A 22,610-nucleotide genomic window follows, 5' to 3' on the forward strand; every position below is an offset into this window, starting at 1 on the left:
TTGGGGGAGTTCTACAGTTCGGGGTACGAGGTGAGGGTGTCGGCGTCGACGGCGGGCGTCTGGGTCTCGTCGGGCAGCTTGCCGGTGACGAGGAAGATCACCCGGCGGCCCACCTCGACCGCGTGGTCGGCGAAACGCTCGTAGAAGCGGCCGAGCAGGGTGACGTCGACCGCCGCGGCCACGCCGTGCTTCCACTCCCGGTCCATGAGGACGGTGAACAGGTGACGGTGGAGGTCGTCCATCGCCTCGTCCTCTTCACGCAGGCGCGCGGCCCGTTCGGGATCGCGCGTCTCGAGAACCTCGCGGGCAGCGGCGCCGATGGAGACGGCGATGCGCCCCATCTCGGCGAAGTAGCCGTTGACCTCTTCGGGAAGCACGTGGTTGGGATGTCGGCGGCGCGCGATCTTGGCGACGTGGAGAGCCAGCGCACCCATGCGGTCGATGTCGGCGACGATCTGGATTCCGCTGACGACCGAGCGGAGGTCGCCGGCGACCGGCGCCTGCAGGGCGAGGAGGGCGAACGCCCGCTCCTCGCAGATGGTGCTGAGCTCGGTGATCTTGTCGTGCTCGCCGATCACCTGCTCGGCGAGGGAGAGATCTGCCTGGAGCAGCGACTGGGTGGCTCGCTCCATGGCGACCCCCGCAAGCCCCGCCATCTCACCGAGCAAGTCGGCAAGCTCGGTCATCTGTTCGTTGTAAGCCACGCGCATGAGGTCACAGCCTACGGTGCACGGGAAACCAAGTCACGATCACACGGTGAACGTGGGGTGAACGAGCGACCGGGCGGGCGCTCATTCGCAGGACGTGTCGCCCGCGTTCACAACCGCCAGGTCCGCGGGGATTTCCACGTCCTCGGGCTGACCCTCTCGCACGCCCGACATACTGAGCGGTGTGTCGATCGGGCTGGGCGTCTGGACGGTCCCGGAGAAGTTCGAACCGAGTGCGACCTCGACGACCGTCCCGAGTCCGGTGGTCGATTCGAGCACCGCACCCGGGAACGACGACGCCAGGGTCGCCGCCTCGGCTTCGTGGCCCGGCGAGAACCGGACGACGGTCTCGCCGCTGGTTCCGGTGTAGTTGCCGACGTTGTAGATCTGGAACCCCTCGGCGGCCAGCGAGTCGGCCACGGTCGCGGCCAGTCCCGACTCACCCGATGCGTTCGACACCTGCACGGTCACGCTGGACGGGTCGACGGCCTGGACCGACAACGGCGCCGGCGCTGCCTGCGGTTCGGGGGCGGAGGGCAGGGGTTCCGCACGCTTCTCGCCGGGCAGCGCCTCGTCGTCGATGATGGCGCGGAAGATGGCCTTGATGTCGTCGGTGCGCGGAATCTCGTTGCCCCACTCGGTGGTGCCCGCGGTGGGCACCGTCAGGAACGTGACCGCGCCCGCGTCGACGTTCTGCAGTGAACGCCCGAGCGTGACCAGCGACTTCGTGTCGATGTTCTCGACGAACGTGTCGCGGGTGAACGCGTTGATGAAGCCGTTCAGCTTGCCGGGATTGAGCAGCACCTGACTGGACAGGGCGCCCCGCAGCAGGGCGGACAGGAATCTCTGCTGACGGTTGATGCGGCCGTAGTCGCCGTTGCCTTCTGCCTCGACATGTCTGGCGCGGACGAAGTTCAGTGCGGTCTTGCCGTCGAGCATCTGGGTGCCGGCCTGCGGCAGCACGGTGCCGAGGACGCCGTCCTCGAGCGGCTGGGTGGTACAGACCTTGACCCCGCCGATCTCGTTGACCATCGACTCGAAGCCGGCGAAGTCCATGCCGACGAAGTGGCCGATCTTGAGTCCCGACATCTTCTGGATCACCTTCACCAGGCACTTCGGTCCACCGAGTGCGTAGGTGGCGTTGAGTTTGTCGCCGTCGGCGGCGGGAAACGTCTCCTCGGTGTAGGTGCCGCTGGCGTTGTCCCAGCCCTCACAGACGGGCCGCTCGACGTCGAGGTCGCGGGGGAACGACACCGCGACCACCCGGCTCCGGTCGGCGGGGATGTTGACGAGCATCACCGTGTCGGCGCGGGATCCCTCGGCATCGTCGATGGTTCCGGCACCCACTTCGCCGCTCGCACCGGCGCGGGTGTCGCTGCCGACGATGAGATAGGTCTCGTCACCGGTCTGCCCGACGGCGTCGACGATGTCGGTCGACTCCGTGTCGAGTGCCGCGATCTGGTCGAACTTGCCCTCGGTGGAGCGGAGGTAAGCCCAGACGATGCCGGTTCCGGCGAGTGCGACCACCGCCACGAGTGCGACGACGGCGCGTCCTGCTGCACGGAGACGCTTGCGTTTGCGGGTCTTGCTGAGAGCCAGGCGGGTGGTACCCGGGTTGCCGACCACCTGCGGTACCGCGGTGGTCTCGGCGGAATCCGCGACCCATTCGGGCTCAGGTGTGCTCTGCGGCGGCTCCGGGGGCGACGGCGCCGGAGGGGTCTCCCGCGGCGGAACCCCGGGAGGCGGCGGCTGCCGCTCGTCGATCGGGGGAATGATCTCGGTCTTGTCCGGATCGTCCGGCGCGCTCGGTTCCTCCCCGGAGACCTTCTTCACCAGGTCTGCGACGGAGAGCGCTTCGGTGGGCCCACCCGCGGCCCGGCGGCCGATCCGGCCGCTGTCGTGGCGGGACGGTTCGGCGCGTTCTACCTGCGCCCGGTGCTCGGGCGGCGCGGTCCGTTCGGGTGGCGCGGTCTGCTCGGGAGGCCGCCGTTCGGGCGGTGGCTGACGCGGCGGGAGTCGCCGCGGCCGTCCGGACTGGGCTTCTCGGTAGCTGGGATCCGCGAGAGGACGCTCCCAGGGGGCACGGGATTCGGGAGTCGGTGAGTCCGAGCTGTGATCATCACCCACCGATGCAACCTGACCTCTCCGCCGACTCGGACCTCCGTCGGCCTCGACGGATTCCAGCCATAGTACTTATCGAACGTCGAGGCTCCACACATGTAGCGAGGTGACGCGCGTTCGTGGTGCTAACCACCAGAATGCATGAGGTCGGCGCCGGCGGGCACCAGGCAGTCGTCGGGGTCGTCGAGCCACCCCTCGGGGAGAGCGACCGTGCCGGGTGACCCCTGTCGTCCGCGCGGTCCCTCGGCGTCCTTGGGGAACGGGATGGTCGGATCGAGCTGGACGAGGAGGTCGTCGAGTTCGGTCAGGGTGCTCACGAGGGCCATCGCGACCCGCAGCTCGGACCCGGCGGGGAAGCCGCGCAGGTACCAGGACACGTGCTTGCGCAGTTCACGCAGGCCCTTGTCCTCGCCGTGATGATCGGCGAGGAGTTCCGCGTGCCGGCGGATGATCGTGGCCACCTCGCCGAGCTTCGGCGGAGTGGGCTGCGGTTTTCCGTTCAGCGCCGCGCTCAGCTCCGCGAACAGCCACGGCCGGCCCAGGCATCCGCGGCCGACGACGACGCCGTCACAACCGGTCTGCTCCATCATGCGGGCAGCGTCCTCGGCGGCGAAGATGTCGCCGTTCCCGAGAACGGGCACGTCGGTGACGTGCTCCTTGAGCCGGGCGATCTCGTTCCAGTCGGCTGTGCCGGAATACCGCTGCGACGCGGTACGCGCGTGCAGTGCGACCGCGGCCGCACCTTCGCCGGCGGCGATCCGGCCTGCGTCGAGATGCGTGTGGTGTTCGGCGTCGATACCGACGCGGAACTTGACGGTCACCGGGACGTCGGTGCCCTCGGTCGCCTTGACGGCGGCGGCGACGATCCGGCCGAACAGGGTGCGCTTGTACGGCAGCGCCGCGCCGCCACCCTTGCGGGTCACCTTGGGAACCGGGCAGCCGAAGTTCATGTCGATGTGGTCGGCCATGTTCTCGTCCACGATCATCTTGGCCGCGGCGTACGTGGTGTCGGGGTCGACGGTGTACAGCTGCAGTGACCGTGGTGTCTCGGTCGGTCCGAACGTCGTCATGTGCAGGGTCGCGGGCTGCCGCTCCACCAGAGCGCGCGCGGTCACCATCTCACAGACGTACAGGCCGGACGTGCTGCCCGCGCGTTCCGTCTCGAGCTCACGGCACAGCGTGCGGAACGCGACATTGGTGATCCCGGCCATGGGGGCCAGAACCACCGGACTGCGCAGCTCGAGCGATCCGATACGAAGCGATGACATTGACGACCTCTGCGAAAGTGCTGGAACAAAAACTGTGCCCGGTACCGAATCCGGTACCGGGCACAGGATAACTGTTTACGTCACGAAGCCTTCTGCTCGCGCTTCTTGGCCTCGCGGGCCAGCATGCGGTCGCGCTGCTCCTCGAACTTGGTGGCCTGGCCCTCGAGGTTCTCGAGGAACTTGCCGAGGCTCTCGCGGACCTCTTCGCCGCGGGCGGTGAAATCGGTCCGCTCGAAGATGTTCCACTTGCGCAGGACGGGCATCACGACCTCTTCGAGGTGCTGACGCAGGTCGTAGATGCCGTGCTTGGCCATGAGCACACCGTTGCGCCGGAAGTTCGGCATGCCGGCGCCCGGCATCTGGAAGTTCTGGACGATCATGTTGATGGCCTCGAGCGCCTGATCGGGCGCGAGGTCGAGGGCTGCGCCGCACATGTTGCGGTAGAAGATCATGTGCAGGTTCTCGTCGGCGGCGATGCGCTGCAGCATCTTGTCGGCGATCGGGTCCTTGCACGCCTTACCGGTGTTGCGGTGGCTGACGCGGGTGGCGAGTTCCTGGAACGTCACGTACGCGACGGAGTGGAGGAAGCCGGCGTCTACGTCGGCGGGGGAAGCGAAGCCGTTCGTCATGTGCTCCATGCGGAAACGCTCGAGCTGGACGGGGTCGACGGCGCGGGTCACGACGAGGTAATCGCGCATCACGATGCCGTGACGGTTCTCCTCCGCGGTCCAGCGACCGACCCACGTTCCCCACGCGCCGTCCTGCGAGAAGTTCTCGGCGATCTCGCGGTGATACGACGGCAGGTTGTCCTCGGTGAGGAGGTTCGTGATCATCGCGGCCTTGGCGACCTCGTCGAGCTGCGACTGCTCGGGATCCCAGTCGATGCCGCCCATCGCGGCGAAGTTGCGTCCTTCGTCCCACGGAACGTAGTCGTGGGGATGCCATTCCTTGGCCATGGAGATGTGGCGGTTGACGTTCTCTTCTGCAACCGGCGACAACTCCTGCAGCAGTTCGAGTTGGGTCAGATCCCTCGCCATGTGTAATGCCTCCAGTAGCTCAATTTGACTTTGTTCAGCCTACGGCACCGTAAGTAGGTTGGTAAACGCCGTCGGCGGCCCGGGAACCGTCCAAGTTACCGATCCGTAATGGATCTTCCGGGATGTGTCGCCGCCACGCGGCGAACCGTTACATGACAGTGTACTGATGAGCGTGCGTGTGCGGTGACCAGCGTAATCATCGCAGGGAGAGATCATCACAGCGACGCGCGGGCAGTTGTGGACGATCACAGATTTGTCGGTCTCCACAGATTCCCCGCCGTAACTCGAGCCGTGTCGGCGGTTGCGTGGGAGCCTGTTCGTCCGAGCTGTCGGTCTCCTGGGAATTCGATTCACCCCAGGTGTGAATATCGCCACCCGGGCCCAGTCCGCCGCCGGCACCCTTGCCGAGCAGGCCACCCAGGACGCCGCCGAGCCCGCCCGGAACCGCCGCGTGTCCGTTATGCCGGTTGCGGTGGGTCGGGGCGCTGCCGACAATCGTCACATGGGCAACAACATGAGCCGCCTGGAACAGATCGTCGCCGAGTTGCCCGAAGCCGTGCGGGTGGACGTCGCCCAATGGGACGGACACCCGACGTTCCGGGTGCGCGGGAAGAATTTCGTGTTCAGTGACGTGGAGGCCACCCGGTTGACGGTGAAGCTCGGCGTCGACGAGGCCGAAGCGGTCGTCGCAACGGAACCAGGGGCCGAGCCCGCGGGATACGGTCTCGGTAGACACGGCTGGATCGCAGTGGACGTCGCGGACGCGGGCGAGCCCCGCTGGGAACAGCTCCGTGAGTGGATCAGGACGTCGTACACGCTCGTCGCCCCGAAGCGACTGGCCGAGCAGGTGCTGGACGAAGAACCGTTGCCGACGCAGGGAGACCAGTCATGACGACCGAGGACAGCGCATCCACTTCCACACCGGCGAAATCGGGCCTGCCGGCGTGGGCCAAGAAGGCCATCGGCATCGCAGTCCTGCTGGTGGTACTGGTCATCGCCTACTTCATCCTCGCGGCCTACCTGCCGCGGGCGTGGGCTCAGAACGTGGGTGGACTGGCGGGCGGCAGCTTCGGCGGCGGCATCCTGTGGGGACTGTTGTTCGGCACCCTGTGCACCCTGCTGCCGCTGCTGCTGGTCCGCGGAGCGTGGCGGCTGTTCCGCCGGCGCCGGTTCAAGCCGGTGCAGATCGTGTTGCTGATCCTCGGTGTCCTGGTGGTGCTGCCCAACCTGCTGACGCTCAGTGTGGTGCTCGGCGGCAACAGCGCAGCGCACGCGGGCGAACGGATCATGGACGTCGACGCGCCCGGATTCCGCGGCGCGTCGCTCGCCGGCGCCATCATCGGAGTGGTGCTGTTCCTCGGCGTCGCCGGAGTCAGCTTCACGTACCGCAAGCGCGGCGAGGATCTCGCCGAGATGCGAAGAGAAACGAAAGCGAAGGACGGACAGGTGGGCGACGGGCCGCCGACCGGACCGTCACCTGCCACGCCCTAGCGAATTCACCACACGAGCACGGGCTTGATCACCGTGCCCGCGGCCTGATCGGCGACGGCGCGGTTGATGTCGTCGAATCGATACTCGGTGACGAGACGGTCATACGGGAACTTCCCGTCCGCGTGCAGCGCCAGCAACTGCGGAATGAACTGCTGCACCGAAGAATCGCCCTCGACGCAGCCGCGGAGGGTCTTGCCGCTCAGCATCAGATCCTGAATGTTCACCGCCACTTCGGGTGCGCCGAGGCCGACGACCACCGCGCTGCCGCGCGCCCGCAGGGACGACAACGCCTGGCCGATGACGGCGGGGATCCCCGTGGTGTCCAGGATGTGGGTGGCGCCCCCACCGGTCGCCGCACGGATCGCGGCGACCACGTCCTGCGATCCGGGATCGATCGCAACCGCGCCGAACTCTTCCGCGAGCGCACGGCGTGCGGGGACCGGATCGACTGCGAGAAGCGTTGCGACGCCGGATGATCGGGCCGCGAGCAGGGCGGCGAACCCGACGCTGCCCGCGCCGAAGACGACCACACTCGATTCGCTGACCGGCCGGAGCACGTTCAGTACCGCGCCCGCACCCGTCTGGAAACCGCAGCCGAGCGGCGCCGCGGCGGTCAGGTCGACGGACTTGTCCACGACCACGACGTTGTCGGCAGTCGCGAGAACGTGTTCGGCGAAGCTGGACTGGCCGAAGAAGGCGGCGCGCACGGGTTCGCCGTTCTGGGTGACGGTGGCCGAACCGTCCGCGCGCCTGCCCGAACTGTTCAGCCGGTGCGCATCGACGCAGTATGCCGGACCAGCGCTTCGGCATTGGTCGCAGTTACCGCAGTGGCGGTAGCTGAGAATCACGTGATCACCGGGCGTCACCCCATTCACACGTGACCCGACGTGCACGACGATTCCGGCACCTTCGTGCCCGAGGACGGCGGGGCCGAGGGTGTGGGGGAGGGCCGCCTTGGTGAAGAGGTCCGTGTGGCACAGGCCGGTGGCGACGATGCGCACCAGTACCTCGTCCGCGCGGGGTTCGTCGAGTTCGACCGTCTCCAGCGTGAACGGGGAATCGGGTCCGCGTGAGAGCGCTGCTGTGACCTGCATTGGAACTCAGTCTCTTTCGAGCAGGAAGTAGTAGTGCCTGCCGTCGTCGAGGACCAGTGCGGACTTGCCGTTCATGATGCCCATCACAGTGGAGTCGTCCACCTTCTTGAAGTGATCGAAGATGGGTGCGCCGTCGTACACCATGGTCGCGGTGACCTCGCCTCGGAACTCGATGTTCCACAGGCTGGCTTCGCCGTTGCCGGCCTTGACGTCGGAATAGAGGTTGCCGTCCGCGTCACGGCAGATCAACGGCTTCGCATCCTCGAGGGAGTGGAACGTCTTTCCGTGCCAGCGGCTCGCGAACAGCTTCTCGTGGAGGCGGTGGCCGGTGGCGAAGTCGTCGCCCTTCCAGCTGCCGAGGATGTCTTCGGCCCTGACGGTGTCGAGCGCCGCCCACACGGTGTCGAGTTCGTCGGGGGAGACGCCGCTCTCGCGCCCCCGGAGCTCGTGGAACGTGCTGCGGGCCTGATCGATGTCCATGAAGAGTTCCTTGGGGTGAGGGGTGTGAGGTTTACGAACCAAACTGTTCGTCAACCGCGCACGCTACGCCGAACCAGATGGTTCGGCAACGGGCAATTTAGGATGTCGGAATGCGAACAGCGGGAGAAGCCACGCGAGAACGGATCCTCGCCGCGGCCAAGGGGGAGTTCGCTCACCACGGAGTCGCCGGGGCCCGGATCAACCGCATCGCAGAGACGGCCCGAGCGAGCAAGGACCGTCTGTACGCGTACTTCGACAGCAAGGAAGCGCTGTTCGACGCCGTCATCGCGCAGTGGATCGCCGAGACGACCGAGCAGACGGCGCTGCGGGGAGACGATCTGCCGGGCTACGCGGGCCGGTTGTTCGACGACTACGTGGCGCACCCCGAGAACGCGAGGCTGCAGAAGTGGGCCGACCTGGAGATGCGCGAGCAGATCGCCGACAGCGATGCGCGGACCCTCGCGCTGCGGCCCAAGATCGCCGAGATCCGGCGAGGGCAGCAGGAGGGGTTCGTCGATCCGTCGTGGAACGCGGGCGAGCTGCTGCTCGTGATCACCGACATCGCCCTGTCGCTGGCCACCGCGCGTGGTGGACGCAAGCCGGAGGGGAAGTCGGGGGAGCGCACGGTGGCACAGCGGCGGCAGAGCGCTGTCGAGGCGGTTCGTCGTCTGATCGGGGCGCCTCCGACATCGGAAGCGCCGAGACGTGGGTGAGTGCTCGTGCCCCTTACCCGGCATGTGCCGGGTAAGGGGAGAGTGCCCCCAGTAGGGCTCGAACCTACGACCTGCGGATTAAAAGTCCGTAGCTCTACCAACTGAGCTATAGGGGCGCGGGGCCAGAGTCTAGTGCGCAGACGGTGACCGAGAAAACAGGGCCCCCGGCACGGCGCGCCGCGCGGGGGTGAAATGCGTCGGCTCGGGTGCGCACCCCCTGCAGCGCACCCGTTGGTGTGTTTTCGGCAGCGGTCCGGTTTCAACTCCATAAAGGTCTTCGGGTTGGTTTCTGAGAAGTTTCCATGATCTACAGACTGCTCTGTCGGTTCTTTCAAAACGGGGATACTGTTATGTATGGCTCCACGCTCGTCCCGGAAGGGCGAAAAGCGGGGTTACTACATCTGGGAGAGGGATTCACCGTCATGGCACGTCAGCAGGAGCGTGCGCGACGCACTCGCGCTGCGCTGGTGGAGTCGGCCGCGATCGAGTTCGCGAAGCGCGGCTATGCGGCGGCGTCGGTCAACACGATCCTCGAGGGCTCGAACGCCACCAAGGGGGCGATGTACTTCCACTTCCAATCGAAGGAGGAACTCGCCCGTGCCGTCCTTCAATCCGGAGTGGAGCAATTCACCGCCCTGACCGACAGGTGGACGAGTCGCACGGACATCGGGCCGTTCGAAGCCCTCCACGGTTTCGTGATCGACCTGGCGAAGCTCTTCCATTCCAGCGTCATCGTGCGGGCCGAGTTCCGGCTGATCGTCGAACCCGAGTTCTATCCGGACGTGCAGTCCGGCGGCTCGCAGGTGTGGGGGCGCGCCGCGCACGAGTTCGCGATCCGCGCTCAGCGCGACGGTCTGCTGCGCGCCGACGCCGACCCCGAGAAGTTCACCCGGGTCCTGGCGGCGTCTCTCGCCGGCCAGCGGTACATGTCCGACATGACGGCACTGGAGGGTGACCTCGGCGAGCGGTTCGCGGAATCGCTCGAAGTGATCCTCGAAGCGATGGCTTCACCCGAATGGTGGGAGAAGTTCGCGAGGGAAGGATGGCCGGATTCCGGTTCGGAACTGCCCGATTCGTAGTCTGACCTGGCGATTTGGGAAATTCTCGATCCGTGTCCTAAGCTATCCAAGCTCCCAACGGAACGCCGTTGAGGTACTGGTTCGGAGAAATCCGGCGGGCCCCCTTCGTCTAGCGGCCTAGGACGCCGCCCTTTCAAGGCGGTAGCGCGGGTTCGAATCCCGTAGGGGGTACGTTTGACCGGTGTCGAGCATGCGGTATGGTTCGACGGCAGTAAAAGTGACACGCAGTAACGCTTTACACTTGTAAAGCACAGCAGGACAAGCAAGGCCCTGTGGCGCAGTTGGTTAGCGCGCCGCCCTGTCACGGCGGAGGTCGCGGGTTCGAGTCCCGTCAGGGTCGCAAGTGTGTTGCCGATACCGAGTATCGGCAACACAATGCGATAGGCATTCGGTTCGGGTGCCGTCCGGCCAGGTAGCTCAGTTGGTACGAGCGTCCGCCTGAAAAGCGGAAGGTCGCCGGTTCGATCCCGGCCCTGGCCACCACGATTCACCGAAGCTCCGTTGTCGAGAACGTCGACAGCGGAGTTTTTTCGTTGTCCCTTATGGCTAGGGCGCGATCCGCAGTGTGTCGACGAGGCCGTCGCTGAGAACGAACTCGTACTTCAGTTCCACCGGGCTTCCGGGGAAATTACCGTCCACCGTGGTGGTGACCACGTAGCTGTCGTCGGCGACCGTCTCCGTTCCGGTCACCTCGACCGTGTAGGTGAACTTCGATTCGAGGTCCCTGCGCCATTGCCGGATGCCGTCGCGCCCTCGGACGGTCCGGCCTTCGTCGGTCACGGCCCCGTTTTCGGTGAAGCAGGCTGTGAGCGCATCGAGATCTCCTGCGTCGGCTGCCCGAAAGTAGCGCGAGACGATCTCGGGTGTCGTGGTGGTACTCATGGGGTTCTCCCTGTCCCTGCCGGGTGAGGCAGTACGGCGTGTATAGCAACGCTATAGAAGTAGCATAGCGGTGTGACAACGAGGAGTGTGGCCGGTAACGCCCGGGACCGTCTGCTGAAGGCGGCGGCCGAACTGCTCGACGAGGCCAAAGGTAAGCCCGTGTCCACCCGGGCCGTCTGCGACCTCGCCGGCGTCCAGGCCCCGACGCTGTACCACCACTTCGGTAGCAAACAGGGCCTGTTCGACGCGGTCGTGGAGTACGGGTTCGGCCAGTACATCCGGGGCACGAATCGGCGAGAGGACGACCCGGTCGACGATCTGCGGCACGGCTGGGACGATCACGTCCGCTACGGGCTCGACAATCCCTCGTTCTACGTTCTGTTGTACGGCCGGATCGCCCCGGGGGAGCCGTGTGCGGTGACCTCCGTCGCCGCGGCGAAGCTCCTCGAGTTGCTGACCGAGATCGCGCAGCAGGGCCGCCTGCGGGTGACGCCGGCAGTCGCCGCCGGACAATTCGTGGCGGCGAACGTCGGCATGACCCTGCACCTCATCGCTCAGCCGGAGGGCCGGGCCGACCTCTCCCTGTCACGGGAACTGCGGGACAACGTGATCGCCGGGCTGATCCGGCCGGCACCCGACGCTGTGAGGTCGGAGGCCTCCCGAGAGGTGGTCGAGAAGGCGGACGCGCTCGCACGCGCCCTCGACGCCGACGCGGGGCGGTCCGGGTTGAGCGCCGGCGAACTCCTCGTGCTGCGGGAATGGCTCGACAAGCTGGCGGCAGCCACCTAGCCCTCCGAGCGCCGCCGAAGTGTGCCGAGGATCTCGCGGTAGTGCAGGTGAGCCATGAAATGGCCACCGGTGCGGATGTTCAGCGTGGCACCGGGAATTCGGCGGGCGAGCGCGGGCGGCCAGTGCGTGGGCACGAGTTCGTCGTCGCTTCCACCCCAGACGTCGACCGGCACGGTCAGATCCTCGGGCGCGAACCCCCACGGCCGCATCCACGCGCGGTAGTCCTCCACCATCCCGGGCGCCGTCCGGAGTGCCTCACCGGACATGAGCGAGAAATTCCGGACGGGCTCGGAGCGGAGAACGGCCGCGTCCGCAGCACCGAGGTCGCGGGCACCGAGCCGCCGGAACAGCCGCGGAGCACGCAGCGCGACGGCACCCATGACACGAAAGCAGCTCCGCGCCACCAGAGGGGCGTGCTGGGACAGCCGGGTGAACGCGCGGTCCCCGGCGGGAAGCTGGGCGAACACCCCGGATTCGGTGAGGGGCAGGGCACCCGCGATCACCGCGACACTGGTCACGCGCGACGCGACCCTAGAGCCCACCGCGAGCGCGTACTGTCCGCCCATCGACCACCCCATGACACCGAAACGGCCGACACCGAGGTGATTCGCGAGGTCTTCGACGTCCCGGGCCCAGTCGAGGACCGTCCGGCCCGGCTGCGGATCCGACAGTCCGATCCCGGGACGGTCGGGGGACAGGAGACGGATGCCCGCGTCGCGAGCACTCCGGTCGGCGGGCGCGACGTCGAGGCGGCCGGCGAGTCCGCCGTGCGCGTTCACGACGGTGAATCCACCGGGGTCGCCGTACTCCGCGAAACCCATCAGGCGTCCGTCGCGCAGCCGGATCACACGATCCTCGGGTCCGACATGAACTCTGGGCACGGGAAACCTCCGGCGGTCGAGGCGAGTCTATCCGGGGGAGGCCTCACGCAATCCGGACATCGTGACGACCGGAACCGGTGCCGTCGCCGGACGACACCGAGGTGACTGTCGCTAGGCTGACGTCCATGAGCAGTGCTGAAGAGCCGCTGACAGCGGGCCGCGACGGACTACTGTCGTTGCTTCGCAACGGGCAGCTGCCCTCGCGGGGGGCCAAGGCCCCGCAGCGGGAGCGTTACCAGCGGATCGTCGCCGCGGCGATGGAACTCGCCTCCGAGGGCGGGTACGACGCCGTGCAGATGCGGGCCATCGCCGATCGGGCCGGAGTCGCGCTGGGCACCGTGTACCGCTACTTCCCGTCGAAGAACCACATGCTGGTGATGGGCCTGTTGATGGTGTTCGAGGGGATGCGGTCCCGGTTCGAGGACGTCGCGATCCCGGGGGACACGCCGTCCGAGCGGATCCTGTTCGTCCTCCGGAAGAACACGGAAGTCCTCGAGAAGGACCGGCCCCGATACGAGGCGCTGGTGCGGGCGTTCATGTTCGCGGACGCGTCGGCTTCGGCCGAACTGGATGCGTTCGGCGCCCTGATGACCGAGATGTTCGCCAAGACCATCGGCGTCGAGCAGATCTCCGACGACCAGCTGAACGCCATCCGCGTGATCGGCGACGTCTGGATGTCGAGCCTGGTGTCCTGGGTCGCCGGCCGCATCTCGGTGGACGAGGTGATGGCTCACCTCGGGCTCGCGGTCCGTCTCGTGTTCCGGCGCCTCGGCGGCTAGTTCGCGAGCTCAGCGGAACGACTGCCGGATCACCGGTTCTCGCCGCTCGAGGATGGTGGCGGTGTGCTGGCGCACCATGGCGTCGAGGTGCTCACCCTGCGGTGCGAGCCAGAAGTCGCCCCGATCGATGCCTGCGAAGACCAACTCGGCGAACGTGTCGGTGTCGAGTCCGTCGGTGCCCAGCAGTTCGCGCATCTGGGCGACCATCCGGTCGACGGCCGGATGGGAGATTGCCCCGAACGGGTTGTCGAACACGGACGTGACGACGGGCCCCGGCGCGAGCACGCTCGCGGACACGGGGGCGCCCACCATGCTCAACTCCATCTGCAGGCACTCGGTGATCGCGACGACCGCGAATTTCGATGCGCTGTACGGCGACATCATCGGACCGGGCGCGAATCCACCGACCGACGCCGTGTTGACGACGCGGCCGCCGCCCTGGTCGATCATGCGCGGAACGAACGCCCGGATCCCATTGACGACACCCGTGACGTTGACACCGAGGGCGGCGTCCCAGTCGGATTCGCCGAGTTGCCACAGGAACCCGGCGCGCATGATTCCGGCGTTGTTGAACAGCAGGTCCACCCGGCCGAACGAGTCGAACGCGAGATCGGCCAGGGCGTGGACGGACCCGGAGTCCGCTACGTCCGTTGCGCAGGTGAGGGCGGCTCCGCCCAGGTCCGCGGCCAGACGGTCCAGTGCGGCCGTGTCGATGTCGGCGAGCACCACGGTCATACCGCGGGCGTGCGCGTGCCGGGCGATTCCCGCCCCGATTCCCGAGGCCGCGCCGGTGACGACGACAACCTGCTTCTCACGTGTTTCCGGTTCCGTCACGGCTCGACCGTAGGGCCGTAGCCGGCCGAGTCGGCCCGGGTTTCTCTCTCAGCGGGAGGTATTCACGTGCCGCGACGCCACAGCGGTTCGAGGTCCGGGCCCTCCTCGCCCTGCTGTTGCGCGCCCCGGAAACGTGCCGCGAAGACGATCCAGCCGATGGCGGCCATGAGCAGGAAGCTGACCAGCCGGTAGACGACGATCGCGGATACCGCTTCGGCACCGGTCATTCCGCTGGCGGTCAGTGCGGGGACGAGCACCGCGTCCATGACACCGAGTCCTGCGGGCAGGAGCGGGATGGCCGACCCCGCGGCGTTGCCCGCCGCGTACGCGACGGCGAGTCCGGCGAACCCGGGATGTGCGCCGACCGCGTAGCACGCGAAGGCGAGGCACGAGGCGTCGGCGATCCAGTTGAACAGCGACCACCCGAACGCGCGGGCCGTGTCGCGGCGATCCATCCGGACGGCGCTCATCTGGTTCACGATGTGCTTCCACTGGCGAACACCGTTCAGGGGAGGCTTCTTTCGAAGTCTGTTGAATCCGCGCAGCGCGGTGATGCCGACACCCTCGAGGGCGTCGGGTCGCGATGCGGCGTACTGGGCCACCACCAGGAACGCGCACAGGCCGCCGAACGTGAAGATCAGCGAGAACGGGTTGGTCTTCGCCCCGACGAGCAGTGCGCCCGCCAGTCCGACGAGCGCCAGGCCGATCGCCTGGAGGACGCCGGCCATCACCAGTTGCCACGTCGCGACCACCGGTGAGGCACCCCAGAGGCGCGTCTGCCGGTACGTGAACGTCGTCGCCAGAACGGGGCCGCCGGGCAGTGTCACGCTCATCGAATTGGAGGCGAACGTCACCGCGAGGGACTGCCGCTGTCTGACGTGCACATCCGCGACCCCCAGCAGGCAGCGCTGGACGCGGGCGAAACTGGACATCGACGCCAGCGACGCCACGACGGCGGCGGCCACCCATCCCCAGTGGAGGTCGCCGAGGTTCTGGACGCTCTCCGAGAGGTCCGGCCAGATGAGGACGATCTCCACCGTGAGCACGACGACGAGGAGGCCGCCGATCACCCATTCGACACGACGCCTGCGGGGCGTCGGGCGGGCGTCTTCGGCGTCAGTCATACGCGTCCATTACACATGGCCGGTGATCACACCGTGTATCCGCCGTCGACGTCGAGCTTCTGTCCGGTGACGAACCCGGCCCGGTCGCTCGCGAGGAAACAGACCGCCTCGGCGACATCGACGGCGGTGCCGAATCGGCGTAACGGTATCCGGCTCGTGGCGGCGTCGAGTGCGCGCTGATCGAGTTCTTCGGAGCTGATCAGCCGCTCGGCCATGCCGTCGGTGAGCATTCCCGGGCCGACCGAGTTGAAGCGGACGCCGTAGCGGCCCTCCTCGGCGGCGAATCCTTTGACCAGCTGTTCGATCGCGCCCTTCGTGCCAGGCGACAGTCCGTCGCGCACCGGGAATCGGCTGGTGGCCGCGGTCGTGACCGCGACGACGGATCCGGACGCCTCCCGCAGCGCGGGCAGGGCGGCCTTGACGACGGTGAAGAAGGCGACGGCCTCCTGTTCGAGGTGTTCGGCGTAGTCCCGGGGAGCGACCTCGGACAGGTGGATCATCGGAATGTGCGGTCCCGCGGCGTGAACGAGGATGCCGATGCCGCCGAAGTGCTCGACGGTCTGCTTGACGACACTCGCGACGCGGGGCTGGTCGGTGAGGTCGGCGGAGAACGCCTGCGCTCCGACGCCGCGGCCTTCCAGTTCGCCGACGAGGTCCGCGGCGACGTCGGCATTGGATCGGTAGGTGATGGCCACGTCGTGGCCGAGGGCTGCGAGTTGCCGTGCGATGGCGGAGCCGATGCCGCCGGTGCCGCCCGTGACGAGTGCGGCGCAACGACGTCGGGGGGTGCTGGTGGCGGGTGTCGCCATGAGGAACTCCAAGCGTGTGAGGGACGAGCGTCCCTAACCTAGCAACTGCTTGGTTTCGGTGTGCGGGGAAACGGTTCACCCCGGCCGAGCGCAGCCTAGCCTGGCTATCCGACCAGGCCTTTTCGCCTTAGCCTGAACGCATGTCAGCAGAGAACGCCGAGCGGGCCGAGCCCTCGGGGCATCCCGACGAGCCGCACGCGCCCAGTCTGGCGAGCCGCCTCAACTGGTTGCGGGCCGGTGTCCTCGGCGCCGACGACGGCATCGTGTCGACCGCCGGGCTGGTGGTCGGCGTGGCCGCGGCAACCACCGAGCGAGCGGCAATATTCACCGCCGGATTCGCGGGTCTCGCGGCCGGCGCGGTGTCGATGGCGCTGGGCGAATACGTCTCGGTGAGCACCCAGCGCGACACCGAACGCGCGCTGCTGTCGAAAGAACGGCGCGAACTCACCGAGACCCCCGACGCCGAATTCGAGGAACTCGTCGCGATGTACGAGGCCAAGGGGCTGAGTGACGACACCGCCCGGACGGTCGCGCGCGAACTCACCGATCACGATGCGTTCGCCGCCCACGTGGACGTCGAACTGGGCATCGACCCGGACGATCTGACCAGCCCCTGGCAGGCCGCCGGGTCCTCGGCGCTGTCCTTCACGCTCGGCGCCCTGATCCCGTTGCTGGCGATTCTCCTACCGCCTGTGCACCTGCGCATTCCGGTGGCGTTCGTCGCGGTGCTGGTCGCGCTGGCGCTCACGGGCACCGTGAGCGCGGCTCTCGGCGGCGCACAGCGCACCCGGGCAGTGCTCCGCGTCGTGCTGGGCGGGGCACTCGCGATGATCGTCACGTACGGAATCGGCCAGCTGGTGGGGACGAGCATCGCCTAGCTTCGGGCGACAGTCACTCGCTCCGGCAGATCATGACCGGACATTTCGCGTGGTGGAGCAGATTCTGGCTCGTCGAGCCCATCAATGCGCCGAGCCACGGTCCCCGGCCGTGGCTGCCGACGACGATCAGCTGAGCGTCCCCCGCATGCCGCAGGAGGACGTCGGCTGCGGCGCCCTGCTCGGCCACCCTGGTCACAGACACGTCCGGGTATCGTTCCGATTCGCCCGCGAGGGCCTCGGAGAGCAGCGCCTCCTCTTCCTGCTTCACGGCATCCCAGTCGACGAGCATGCCGGTGCCGCCCGCGCCGAGCGTGGGGGAGCCCTGCCACGTGTGGACGGCGGTCAGCGGCGCCTCGAAGAACGACGCGTACTCGAATGCGTGGGCCACCGCGTCGCGGCTGAGGTCGCTTCCGTCGACCCCGACGACCACCGGACGCTGGTCGGGTGTGGTGACTTCACCCCGGAGAACGGTCACCGGGCAGGGTGCGCGGTTGACGACGTGCAGCGCCGTCGAGCCGAGCAGCACCGATCGGATCGCTCCCGTTCCCGTGGATCCGAGCACGATCAACCGCGCCCAGTCGGCGGCCTCGAGCAGTGCGGTGCCCGCCGGACCGGGACTGATGGTCGTCTCGATTTCCAGACCGGGGAACTTCGGTCCCAGCAGCCGCTTCGCCGTCCCGATGATGGCCTCACCGTCCTCACGCAGCTGACTGAGGAACTGCGACTCCAGCATGATCGCAGCGGGGCTGTACAGCGGACCGTCCTGTGGCAGTGCGTGCACGAGCGACAGCGTGGCACCCCACTTCGACGCGACTGCGGCGCCCCACAGGGCGGCGGCGGTGGAGGCGTCGGATCCGTCCAGGCCGACGACGACGGAATGACTGGCGGGTGTGCTCACGTCTGGCTCCCTTCGCTCACGCTGTTGGGTACTCCCCGACTGTGCCCTACTTCCAGACTTTTCGGGCCGCCTTCCTCGCGGTCTTCCACTCGGGTTTCACCAGCGGCGTCAGGGTGTCGCCGCGATCGAGCTCACGTTGCAAGAGCATTCCGAGGCCCAGGCTCGACTCGGCGGAGTGCTGATCCTCCGCGACCATCGCGAGGATGTGGTCCCGTGCGACGACCGCGTCCTGGTACTCGCCGAGCACGTCCTGAAAGCCCTTGAACTTCGTCTGAGCGCGGTCGGAGGCTTTCGGTGCCAGCGACCTCGTCGCCTCGATCGCATAGCGCATTCGCTTGGCGCGCTTGCGCGCTCGGTGCGTCAGTTCATCGCGCTCGGCCCGGGTGGTCGCGGCCGCCGTCTTCCGCACGCGCTTACGGACGGACTTCGACAAGGTGCGCAGGGATTTCGTCACGGCCTTCTTCGACGGGCCGCCGTCCCCGGACGCCTCGACGGCGACGAGGAATGTGTCGAGCCCGGCGAGCAGGTCGAGGTAGCGCTGGGAGTTGAGGGCGGCCAGGGCCGCGGGCCGGGCCGTCGCGGCGAGTCCCGAGAAGTATTCGTCGAGGCGCGCCCGCACGACCTCGCGATCGGGTATTTCCTCGGCGCCGCCCAGCCGATCCACGAGCCGGCTCCACTGCACCTCGGTGTCCCGCGCCGAGCCGAGGGCCTGACCGACCCAGCGGAGTTCGACGATCAACTCGTCGACCGTTTCCTGGTCACGCAGGCTGGACCCGTACACCTGGAGGACACTCCGGATGCGCCGGGCCGAGACCCGGAGGTCGTGGACGGACTCCTCGAGGTTGCGCCGCACGCCGAGGTCGGCCGTCACGAGAGAATCCTTCTGCGCCGCCAGATACTCCAGTAGCAGTGTCCGGGGAGTGGACCCCTTCTTCCTGCGCGCGGGGCGCGGGGTGCCGGTCACCGCGTCGCCGAGCGCCCGCCGCAACTTCGACGGCGCGTCCGACCGGGCTATCCCGGCGTCCGTCAGCCGGGAGTCGATGGCGTCGAACAGGTTTCGGTCTCCGGCCCCGAGCTCCACTTCGATCTCGCGCCACACCCGCTCGTCGGATCCGGTCCCCGTCTCGGGGACGGCGGCGATCACGACGTCCGAGACGACCTCGGCGAGCGTCGTCCCCGCCGCGTCCACGAGCCGCTGCCGTTCGCGGTCGGTGCTGATGAGCGCAACCGGGTTCAGGGCGGCGCCGCGGGTGACGGCCGTGAGCAGTTCCGCGAATTCCCGGGGCACTTCCGTCTCGGGGAGCTCGGCGTCGGGCGCCAGCTGCAGCTCGGTCCGCTCGTCCGCACCTGCCGGGATCTTCAGGTGCCAGCCGGCGTCGTCGCCGCCCWCCCGGCGGCGGAGGGTGATTCCGGCGCGGAGCAGCAGGAGTTCGCCCGTGTCGTAGTACAGGGCGGACAGCTGGATCGAGTCGAGCAGAGGTTCGCCGTCCACACCGGGCAGTCCCGAGAGGCTGGGTATCTGCTGCTCCGAACCGGCCTCGTACTTGCGTTCCACTTCGGAGACGGACGTCGCGGTACTCATGTCACCATCCTTCCGGCTGAGCGGGCCGGGGGAAAGAATCCGAGGTCAGCTCGGCCAGTCGAGGCTCCGGACGCTCGCGAAGCGTCGCGTGACGCCGGAGTAGGGGTCGACGAACTCGACGGACCGGGCCAGCAGCCGCAGCGGCGTCGAATAGTCGTCGGCGGCAACGTCGTAGAAGTCGGGATAGAAGTTGTCGCCGTGGATCGGGATACCCAGCGAACTCATGTGCAGCCGTAACTGGTGCGTCTTGCCGGTGTGCGGCAGCAGCCGGTACCGGGCCGCGTCGCCGTGGACCTCGAGGAGTTCGATGCGGCTCTCGCTGTTGGCGGGACCGTCCACCTCGTACGCCTTCAGGACGCCCCGCTCCTTGACGATTCGACTGCGGACGGTGGCGGGTAGCGGGAGATCGGGGTCGTAACGCGCGACCGCCTCGTATTCCTTGACCACCCGGCGCTGGTCGAACAGCGACTGGTAGTCGCGCCGGACCTCCCGCCGCACCGTGAAGATCAGCACCCCGGCGGTCAACCGGTCGAGCCGGTGCGCGGGTGTCAGTTCCGGGAGGTCGAGGTCTCGGCGCAACCGGACCAGCGCCGACTCGGCGATGTACGCGCCGCGCGGGGTGCTGGCCAGGAAGTGAGGCTTGTCCACGACGAGGAGATCCTCGTCGCGGTGCAGGATCTCGATCTCGAACGGGACCCGCTTCTCGACCGGCGGATCCCGGTACAGGTACACGAATCTGCGGGGGGCGAACGGGGTGTCCTCGGTGATCGGCTGCCCGCGCTCGTCGACGACTTCCGCTGTGGCGACCTTCTCGCGGAGGCGGGTCTCGTCGTGCGGAAAACGTGCGACCAGGTACTCGAGCACGGTGGGCCACGCGCCGTCGTCCGGCATCCTCAGCCGCGTCGGGTTGAGGCCGTCGCGGACGGGAAGCGGGGCGTCGGGCACCTCGTCACGGTAGTCGACAGGCTGCGGAAATCCGCCGTTGACCGCCGGGGGACTCGAGGTTACTATCCGGTAAGTTTGTGACGCGGGCCACCCTGACTGGCCGCTGAGGCGCGTCATCGGGATTTCACGGGGGTTCGAAGTGATCGTGCGTCGATGGGCGTTTCGACCGGGTGCGGTGGCAGTCGCTCTGGCGATGGGGGTGGGGCTCGCGGTGGTGCCCACGGTGACGGCGTCGGCGGATCCGACGGGTGGGGCGGCCGGGGCCGCGTGGAACGCGGCGGTCGACGCGCCGCCCGAGTACCCGGTGATCGCGATCGACTGGGATGTCCCCATCACCATGAGCGACGGAACGGTGCTGAAGGCCAACGTCTATCGCCCCGCGGACGCCTCCGGCACGCCGATCGACACCAGGATGCCGTCGGTTCTCAATGTCACGCCGTACACGAAGCTGGTCGGCAACGTCGTCGATTCCGTGTTCGCGGTGCCGGGACTCGAGGACACCGTCGTCGACCTGGTGAACTCGTTCGATCTCGCCGGAACCCCGTTCGACGGTGTCGGCGAAGCGGCGAAGGTGCTCACCGGTGGCGGCATGCGCGTCTTCGGCATCAACCGCGACCTCGTCCGGAACGGGTACACCCAGGTGGTGGTCGATGCGCGGGGCACCGGCTTCTCCCAGGGGGAATGGCAGGCGCTCGGTCCGCTCGAGCAACAGGACTCCGTCGAGATCATCGACTGGATGAGCAAGCAGGGATGGTCCGACGGCACGGTCGGCATGGCGGGGGTGTCCTATTCGGGAATCAACTCGCTGCAGGCCGCGGGGCATCAGCCGCCGGCGTTGAAGGCCATCTTCCCGACCGAACCGGGCAACGATCTGCTCCGCGACATCGTCGGAACGGGCGGTGGTCTCGGCGTGGGATTCATGCCGCTGTGGCTGTCGCTGGTCAACGGTCTCAAGTTCGTTCCCGACGTCCAGGCCATCGCGCAGGGACGCTTCGACCAGCAGTGGCTGCAGGATCGGTTGCGGGATCCGCTGACACTGTTTCCCGCACTGATCGAGGCCATGACCGCGCCGGACATCAACGGTCTCGACCCCGGCACGCTGCGGGTGGCGCAGGACGGCCAGTTCTACGAGGAGCGGAAGGCGCAGGCCGCGAACATCGAGGTGCCGACGATGCTCTACGGCGCGTGGCACGACATCTTCACGAACAGCGAGCCGCGGGTCTACAACGACATCCCACTGCCTGCCGGTGAGAAGCAGCTGATCATGAGCGACGCCTACCACATCTCGTTCGGTGGCGGCTTCGGTGAACAGGGTGCGCCGCCACGACTCGACGTCCTCGAACGCGCCTGGTTCGACAAGTGGCTGAAGGGCATCGACAACGGCATCGACGAGTACGGCCCGGTCACGCTGTACCAGCAGGGCAACGGCTGGACCACCACCGATCAGTTTCCGCGGGCCGGTGTCGACTACCAGCGGATGTACCTGTCGGGTGCCCCCAGTGGCACCGCCGGGCACGCCGCCCACGACGGCAGCCTGGTGTCGGCGAAACCCGGCGACGCAGCACGACTCACCGTCGCACCCGGCCTTCGTGGGCTCTGTTCCCGCGACGGAGCACAGGGCACCGCAGGCGCGGCCGTCGTCTTCGGATCGGTGTGCAGCAAGGACTCCCGGTTCGCCGAGGCCGAGGGACTGACGTTCACCAGCGCCCCCGTCGCGCAGCCGACCGAGCTGTCGGGTCCGGTCAATCTGCACCTCGAAACGGTGCTCGACGCCCCGGACGGATTCTGGGCGGTGACACTGAACGACGTCGCACCGGACGGCACGTCGACCCCGCTCACCAATGGTGCGCTCACCGCTTCCATGCGGGCCGTGGACGATTCGAAGAGCACCAAGTCGGCGAACGGAGACTACACCGAACCGCACCACTATCTGACGGTGGACGCGCGTCAGCCGCTGGTGCCGGGTGAAGTGACGCCAGTGGACATCAACTTCGTGCCCACCGACGCCGTCCTCGCGCCGGGGCACCGGCTGCGCGTCGACGTGTACGCGGGCAGCGTCCCCCGGTACCTGCCGCTCGGACCGATTCTGGCCGACAGCCAACTGAAGCCGCAGCACGTCGCGTTGTCCCCGGATCGGCCGAGTTTCCTCAATCTGCCGCTGGTCGGAGCGCAGGCGTGGTGAAACGTTCACGCCAACTCCCGAGATCCGTAGGGTTGAC

At 67.7% G+C, this 22,610-nt stretch carries 22 protein-coding genes and 4 tRNA genes; 11 read left to right on the forward strand and 15 right to left on the reverse strand.

Features of this window, described 5'->3' with window-relative positions:
* Positions 1-11: 11 nt before the first annotated feature.
* The 4 genes from phoU to AC1D1G_RS13480 form a co-directional block, all read right to left on the reverse strand.
* The gene (gene phoU, locus AC1D1G_RS13465; RefSeq protein WP_105412955.1) at positions 12-710 is read right to left on the reverse strand and encodes a phosphate signaling complex protein PhoU; all 699 of its coding nucleotides are present in this window, start codon (positions 708-710) and stop codon (positions 12-14) included.
* A gap of 81 nt (positions 711-791) precedes the next feature.
* Positions 792-2,834: an LCP family protein gene (locus AC1D1G_RS13470; protein ID WP_477952474.1), complete on the reverse strand. Its 2,043-nt coding sequence runs from the start codon at positions 2,832-2,834 to the stop codon at positions 792-794.
* 119 nt (positions 2,835-2,953) lie between these two features.
* Positions 2,954-4,096 (reverse strand): tRNA dihydrouridine synthase DusB, encoded by a 1,143-nt coding sequence (dusB, locus tag AC1D1G_RS13475; RefSeq protein ID WP_477952476.1) that lies wholly within the window; start codon positions 4,094-4,096, stop codon positions 2,954-2,956.
* Between the two features lie 80 nt (positions 4,097-4,176).
* Complete coding sequence (locus AC1D1G_RS13480) at positions 4,177-5,133, reverse strand: acyl-ACP desaturase (RefSeq protein WP_007301063.1); 957 nt, start codon at positions 5,131-5,133, stop codon at positions 4,177-4,179.
* Between the two features lie 502 nt (positions 5,134-5,635).
* Here AC1D1G_RS13480 and AC1D1G_RS13485 point away from each other — a divergent pair.
* Complete coding sequence (locus AC1D1G_RS13485; protein WP_477952509.1) at positions 5,636-6,025, forward strand: MmcQ/YjbR family DNA-binding protein; 390 nt, start codon at positions 5,636-5,638, stop codon at positions 6,023-6,025.
* Positions 6,022-6,624, forward strand: coding sequence for a hypothetical protein (locus AC1D1G_RS13490; protein ID WP_477952477.1), 603 nt, complete (start codon positions 6,022-6,024; stop codon positions 6,622-6,624). Before AC1D1G_RS13485 ends, AC1D1G_RS13490 begins: the two co-directional genes overlap by 4 nt.
* A 5-nt stretch (positions 6,625-6,629) precedes the next feature.
* Here AC1D1G_RS13490 and AC1D1G_RS13495 read toward each other — a convergent pair whose 3' ends face one another.
* Positions 6,630-7,718 carry an NAD(P)-dependent alcohol dehydrogenase gene (locus AC1D1G_RS13495; protein WP_477952478.1) on the reverse strand — a complete coding sequence of 363 codons (1,089 nt, stop codon included), beginning with the start codon at positions 7,716-7,718 and terminating at the stop codon, positions 6,630-6,632.
* A gap of 6 nt (positions 7,719-7,724) precedes the next feature.
* Positions 7,725-8,198, reverse strand: a complete 474-nt coding sequence (locus AC1D1G_RS13500; protein WP_477952479.1) for a DUF4334 domain-containing protein — start codon at positions 8,196-8,198, stop codon at positions 7,725-7,727.
* Positions 8,199-8,308: 110 nt separating this feature from the next.
* Here AC1D1G_RS13500 and AC1D1G_RS13505 point away from each other — a divergent pair, with 110 nt between their 5' ends.
* Positions 8,309-8,911, forward strand: coding sequence for a TetR family transcriptional regulator (locus AC1D1G_RS13505; RefSeq protein WP_477952481.1), 603 nt, complete (start codon positions 8,309-8,311; stop codon positions 8,909-8,911).
* 43 nt (positions 8,912-8,954) lie between these two features.
* On the opposite strand, the gene AC1D1G_RS13510 is transcribed toward AC1D1G_RS13505, so the two are convergent.
* A tRNA-Lys gene (locus AC1D1G_RS13510) sits at positions 8,955-9,027 on the reverse strand.
* A gap of 306 nt (positions 9,028-9,333) precedes the next feature.
* On the opposite strand from AC1D1G_RS13510, the gene AC1D1G_RS13515 reads away from it, so the two are divergent.
* From AC1D1G_RS13515 to AC1D1G_RS13530, 4 genes are all read left to right on the forward strand, one after another.
* Positions 9,334-9,990 (forward strand): TetR/AcrR family transcriptional regulator, encoded by a 657-nt coding sequence (locus AC1D1G_RS13515; protein ID WP_280778691.1) that lies wholly within the window; start codon positions 9,334-9,336, stop codon positions 9,988-9,990.
* 98 nt (positions 9,991-10,088) lie between these two features.
* Positions 10,089-10,161 (forward strand) — tRNA-Glu (locus tag AC1D1G_RS13520).
* Positions 10,162-10,256: 95 nt separating this feature from the next.
* Positions 10,257-10,330, forward strand: a tRNA-Asp gene (locus AC1D1G_RS13525).
* Between the two features lie 66 nt (positions 10,331-10,396).
* Positions 10,397-10,473: transfer RNA gene (locus AC1D1G_RS13530), tRNA-Phe, on the forward strand.
* Between the two features lie 63 nt (positions 10,474-10,536).
* Here the strand turns inward: AC1D1G_RS13530 and AC1D1G_RS13535 are convergent.
* Positions 10,537-10,872 (reverse strand): nuclear transport factor 2 family protein, encoded by a 336-nt coding sequence (locus tag AC1D1G_RS13535; protein WP_280778690.1) that lies wholly within the window; start codon positions 10,870-10,872, stop codon positions 10,537-10,539.
* A gap of 72 nt (positions 10,873-10,944) precedes the next feature.
* Here AC1D1G_RS13535 and AC1D1G_RS13540 point away from each other — a divergent pair, with 72 nt between their 5' ends.
* Complete coding sequence (locus AC1D1G_RS13540) at positions 10,945-11,661, forward strand: TetR/AcrR family transcriptional regulator (RefSeq protein WP_477952482.1); 717 nt, start codon at positions 10,945-10,947, stop codon at positions 11,659-11,661.
* On the opposite strand, the gene AC1D1G_RS13545 is transcribed toward AC1D1G_RS13540, so the two are convergent.
* Entirely contained in the window at positions 11,658-12,509 is an 852-nt protein-coding gene (locus AC1D1G_RS13545) for an alpha/beta fold hydrolase (RefSeq protein WP_477952511.1), read from the reverse strand. The genes AC1D1G_RS13540 and AC1D1G_RS13545 overlap by 4 nt on opposite strands.
* Before the next feature lie 158 nt (positions 12,510-12,667).
* Between AC1D1G_RS13545 and AC1D1G_RS13550 the strand changes: the two genes are divergently transcribed.
* Positions 12,668-13,321 (forward strand): TetR family transcriptional regulator, encoded by a 654-nt coding sequence (locus AC1D1G_RS13550; RefSeq protein ID WP_128970053.1) that lies wholly within the window; start codon positions 12,668-12,670, stop codon positions 13,319-13,321.
* Between the two features lie 9 nt (positions 13,322-13,330).
* On the opposite strand, the gene AC1D1G_RS13555 is transcribed toward AC1D1G_RS13550, so the two are convergent.
* From AC1D1G_RS13555 to AC1D1G_RS13565, 3 genes are all read right to left on the reverse strand, one after another.
* A complete protein-coding gene (locus AC1D1G_RS13555; protein WP_280778687.1) occupies positions 13,331-14,155 on the reverse strand; it encodes an SDR family oxidoreductase in 825 nt (274 codons plus the stop codon).
* A 62-nt stretch (positions 14,156-14,217) separates the two neighbouring features.
* Positions 14,218-15,279, reverse strand: a complete 1,062-nt coding sequence (locus tag AC1D1G_RS13560; RefSeq protein ID WP_283330681.1) for a lysylphosphatidylglycerol synthase transmembrane domain-containing protein — start codon at positions 15,277-15,279, stop codon at positions 14,218-14,220.
* A gap of 26 nt (positions 15,280-15,305) precedes the next feature.
* On the reverse strand, positions 15,306-16,088 hold the full coding sequence (locus AC1D1G_RS13565; RefSeq protein WP_280778684.1) for an SDR family NAD(P)-dependent oxidoreductase: 783 nt from the start codon (positions 16,086-16,088) through the stop codon (positions 15,306-15,308).
* Between the two features lie 140 nt (positions 16,089-16,228).
* On the opposite strand from AC1D1G_RS13565, the gene AC1D1G_RS13570 reads away from it, so the two are divergent.
* Positions 16,229-16,966 carry a VIT1/CCC1 transporter family protein gene (locus AC1D1G_RS13570; RefSeq protein ID WP_283330682.1) on the forward strand — a complete coding sequence of 246 codons (738 nt, stop codon included), beginning with the start codon at positions 16,229-16,231 and terminating at the stop codon, positions 16,964-16,966.
* A gap of 13 nt (positions 16,967-16,979) precedes the next feature.
* Here the strand turns inward: AC1D1G_RS13570 and AC1D1G_RS13575 are convergent, their stop codons facing one another.
* Genes AC1D1G_RS13575 through AC1D1G_RS13585 form a run of 3 tightly spaced genes read right to left on the reverse strand, consistent with a single transcriptional unit; the run spans position 16,980 to position 20,391 of the window.
* Positions 16,980-17,864, reverse strand: a complete 885-nt coding sequence (locus AC1D1G_RS13575) for a universal stress protein (protein ID WP_283354422.1) — start codon at positions 17,862-17,864, stop codon at positions 16,980-16,982.
* Positions 17,865-17,910: 46 nt separating this feature from the next.
* Positions 17,911-19,446 (reverse strand): CYTH and CHAD domain-containing protein, encoded by a 1,536-nt coding sequence (locus AC1D1G_RS13580; protein ID WP_477952484.1) that lies wholly within the window; start codon positions 19,444-19,446, stop codon positions 17,911-17,913.
* A gap of 45 nt (positions 19,447-19,491) precedes the next feature.
* Positions 19,492-20,391, reverse strand: a complete 900-nt coding sequence (locus AC1D1G_RS13585) for a pseudouridine synthase (protein WP_283330684.1) — start codon at positions 20,389-20,391, stop codon at positions 19,492-19,494.
* A 193-nt stretch (positions 20,392-20,584) separates the two neighbouring features.
* On the opposite strand from AC1D1G_RS13585, the gene AC1D1G_RS13590 reads away from it, so the two are divergent.
* Complete coding sequence (locus AC1D1G_RS13590; RefSeq protein ID WP_477952513.1) at positions 20,585-22,573, forward strand: CocE/NonD family hydrolase; 1,989 nt, start codon at positions 20,585-20,587, stop codon at positions 22,571-22,573.
* The last annotated feature ends 37 nt before the right edge of the window (positions 22,574-22,610 follow it).

This window comes from Rhodococcus sp. P3_B8 (assembly GCF_056402775.1).

Bases quoted from the DNA above. Each gene is read 5' to 3' on its own strand.
- AC1D1G_RS13535 (WP_280778690.1), bottom strand. From the start codon at position 10,872: ATGAGTACCACCACGACACCCGAGATCGTCTCGCGCTACTTTCGGGCA.
- AC1D1G_RS13500 (WP_477952479.1), bottom strand. From the start codon at position 8,198: ATGGACATCGATCAGGCCCGCAGCACGTTCCACGAGCTCCGGGGGCGC.
- AC1D1G_RS13570 (WP_283330682.1), top strand. From the start codon at position 16,229: ATGTCAGCAGAGAACGCCGAGCGGGCCGAGCCCTCGGGGCATCCCGAC.
- AC1D1G_RS13485 (WP_477952509.1), top strand. From the start codon at position 5,636: ATGGGCAACAACATGAGCCGCCTGGAACAGATCGTCGCCGAGTTGCCC.
- AC1D1G_RS13550 (WP_128970053.1), top strand. From the start codon at position 12,668: ATGAGCAGTGCTGAAGAGCCGCTGACAGCGGGCCGCGACGGACTACTG.
- AC1D1G_RS13505 (WP_477952481.1), top strand. From the start codon at position 8,309: ATGCGAACAGCGGGAGAAGCCACGCGAGAACGGATCCTCGCCGCGGCC.
- dusB (WP_477952476.1), bottom strand. From the start codon at position 4,096: ATGTCATCGCTTCGTATCGGATCGCTCGAGCTGCGCAGTCCGGTGGTT.
- AC1D1G_RS13560 (WP_283330681.1), bottom strand. From the start codon at position 15,279: ATGACTGACGCCGAAGACGCCCGCCCGACGCCCCGCAGGCGTCGTGTC.
- AC1D1G_RS13590 (WP_477952513.1), top strand. From the start codon at position 20,585: ATGGGGGTGGGGCTCGCGGTGGTGCCCACGGTGACGGCGTCGGCGGAT.
- AC1D1G_RS13565 (WP_280778684.1), bottom strand. From the start codon at position 16,088: ATGGCGACACCCGCCACCAGCACCCCCCGACGTCGTTGCGCCGCACTC.
- phoU (WP_105412955.1), bottom strand. From the start codon at position 710: ATGCGCGTGGCTTACAACGAACAGATGACCGAGCTTGCCGACTTGCTC.
- AC1D1G_RS13515 (WP_280778691.1), top strand. From the start codon at position 9,334: ATGGCACGTCAGCAGGAGCGTGCGCGACGCACTCGCGCTGCGCTGGTG.
- AC1D1G_RS13480 (WP_007301063.1), bottom strand. From the start codon at position 5,133: ATGGCGAGGGATCTGACCCAACTCGAACTGCTGCAGGAGTTGTCGCCG.
- AC1D1G_RS13490 (WP_477952477.1), top strand. From the start codon at position 6,022: ATGACGACCGAGGACAGCGCATCCACTTCCACACCGGCGAAATCGGGC.
- AC1D1G_RS13495 (WP_477952478.1), bottom strand. From the start codon at position 7,718: ATGCAGGTCACAGCAGCGCTCTCACGCGGACCCGATTCCCCGTTCACG.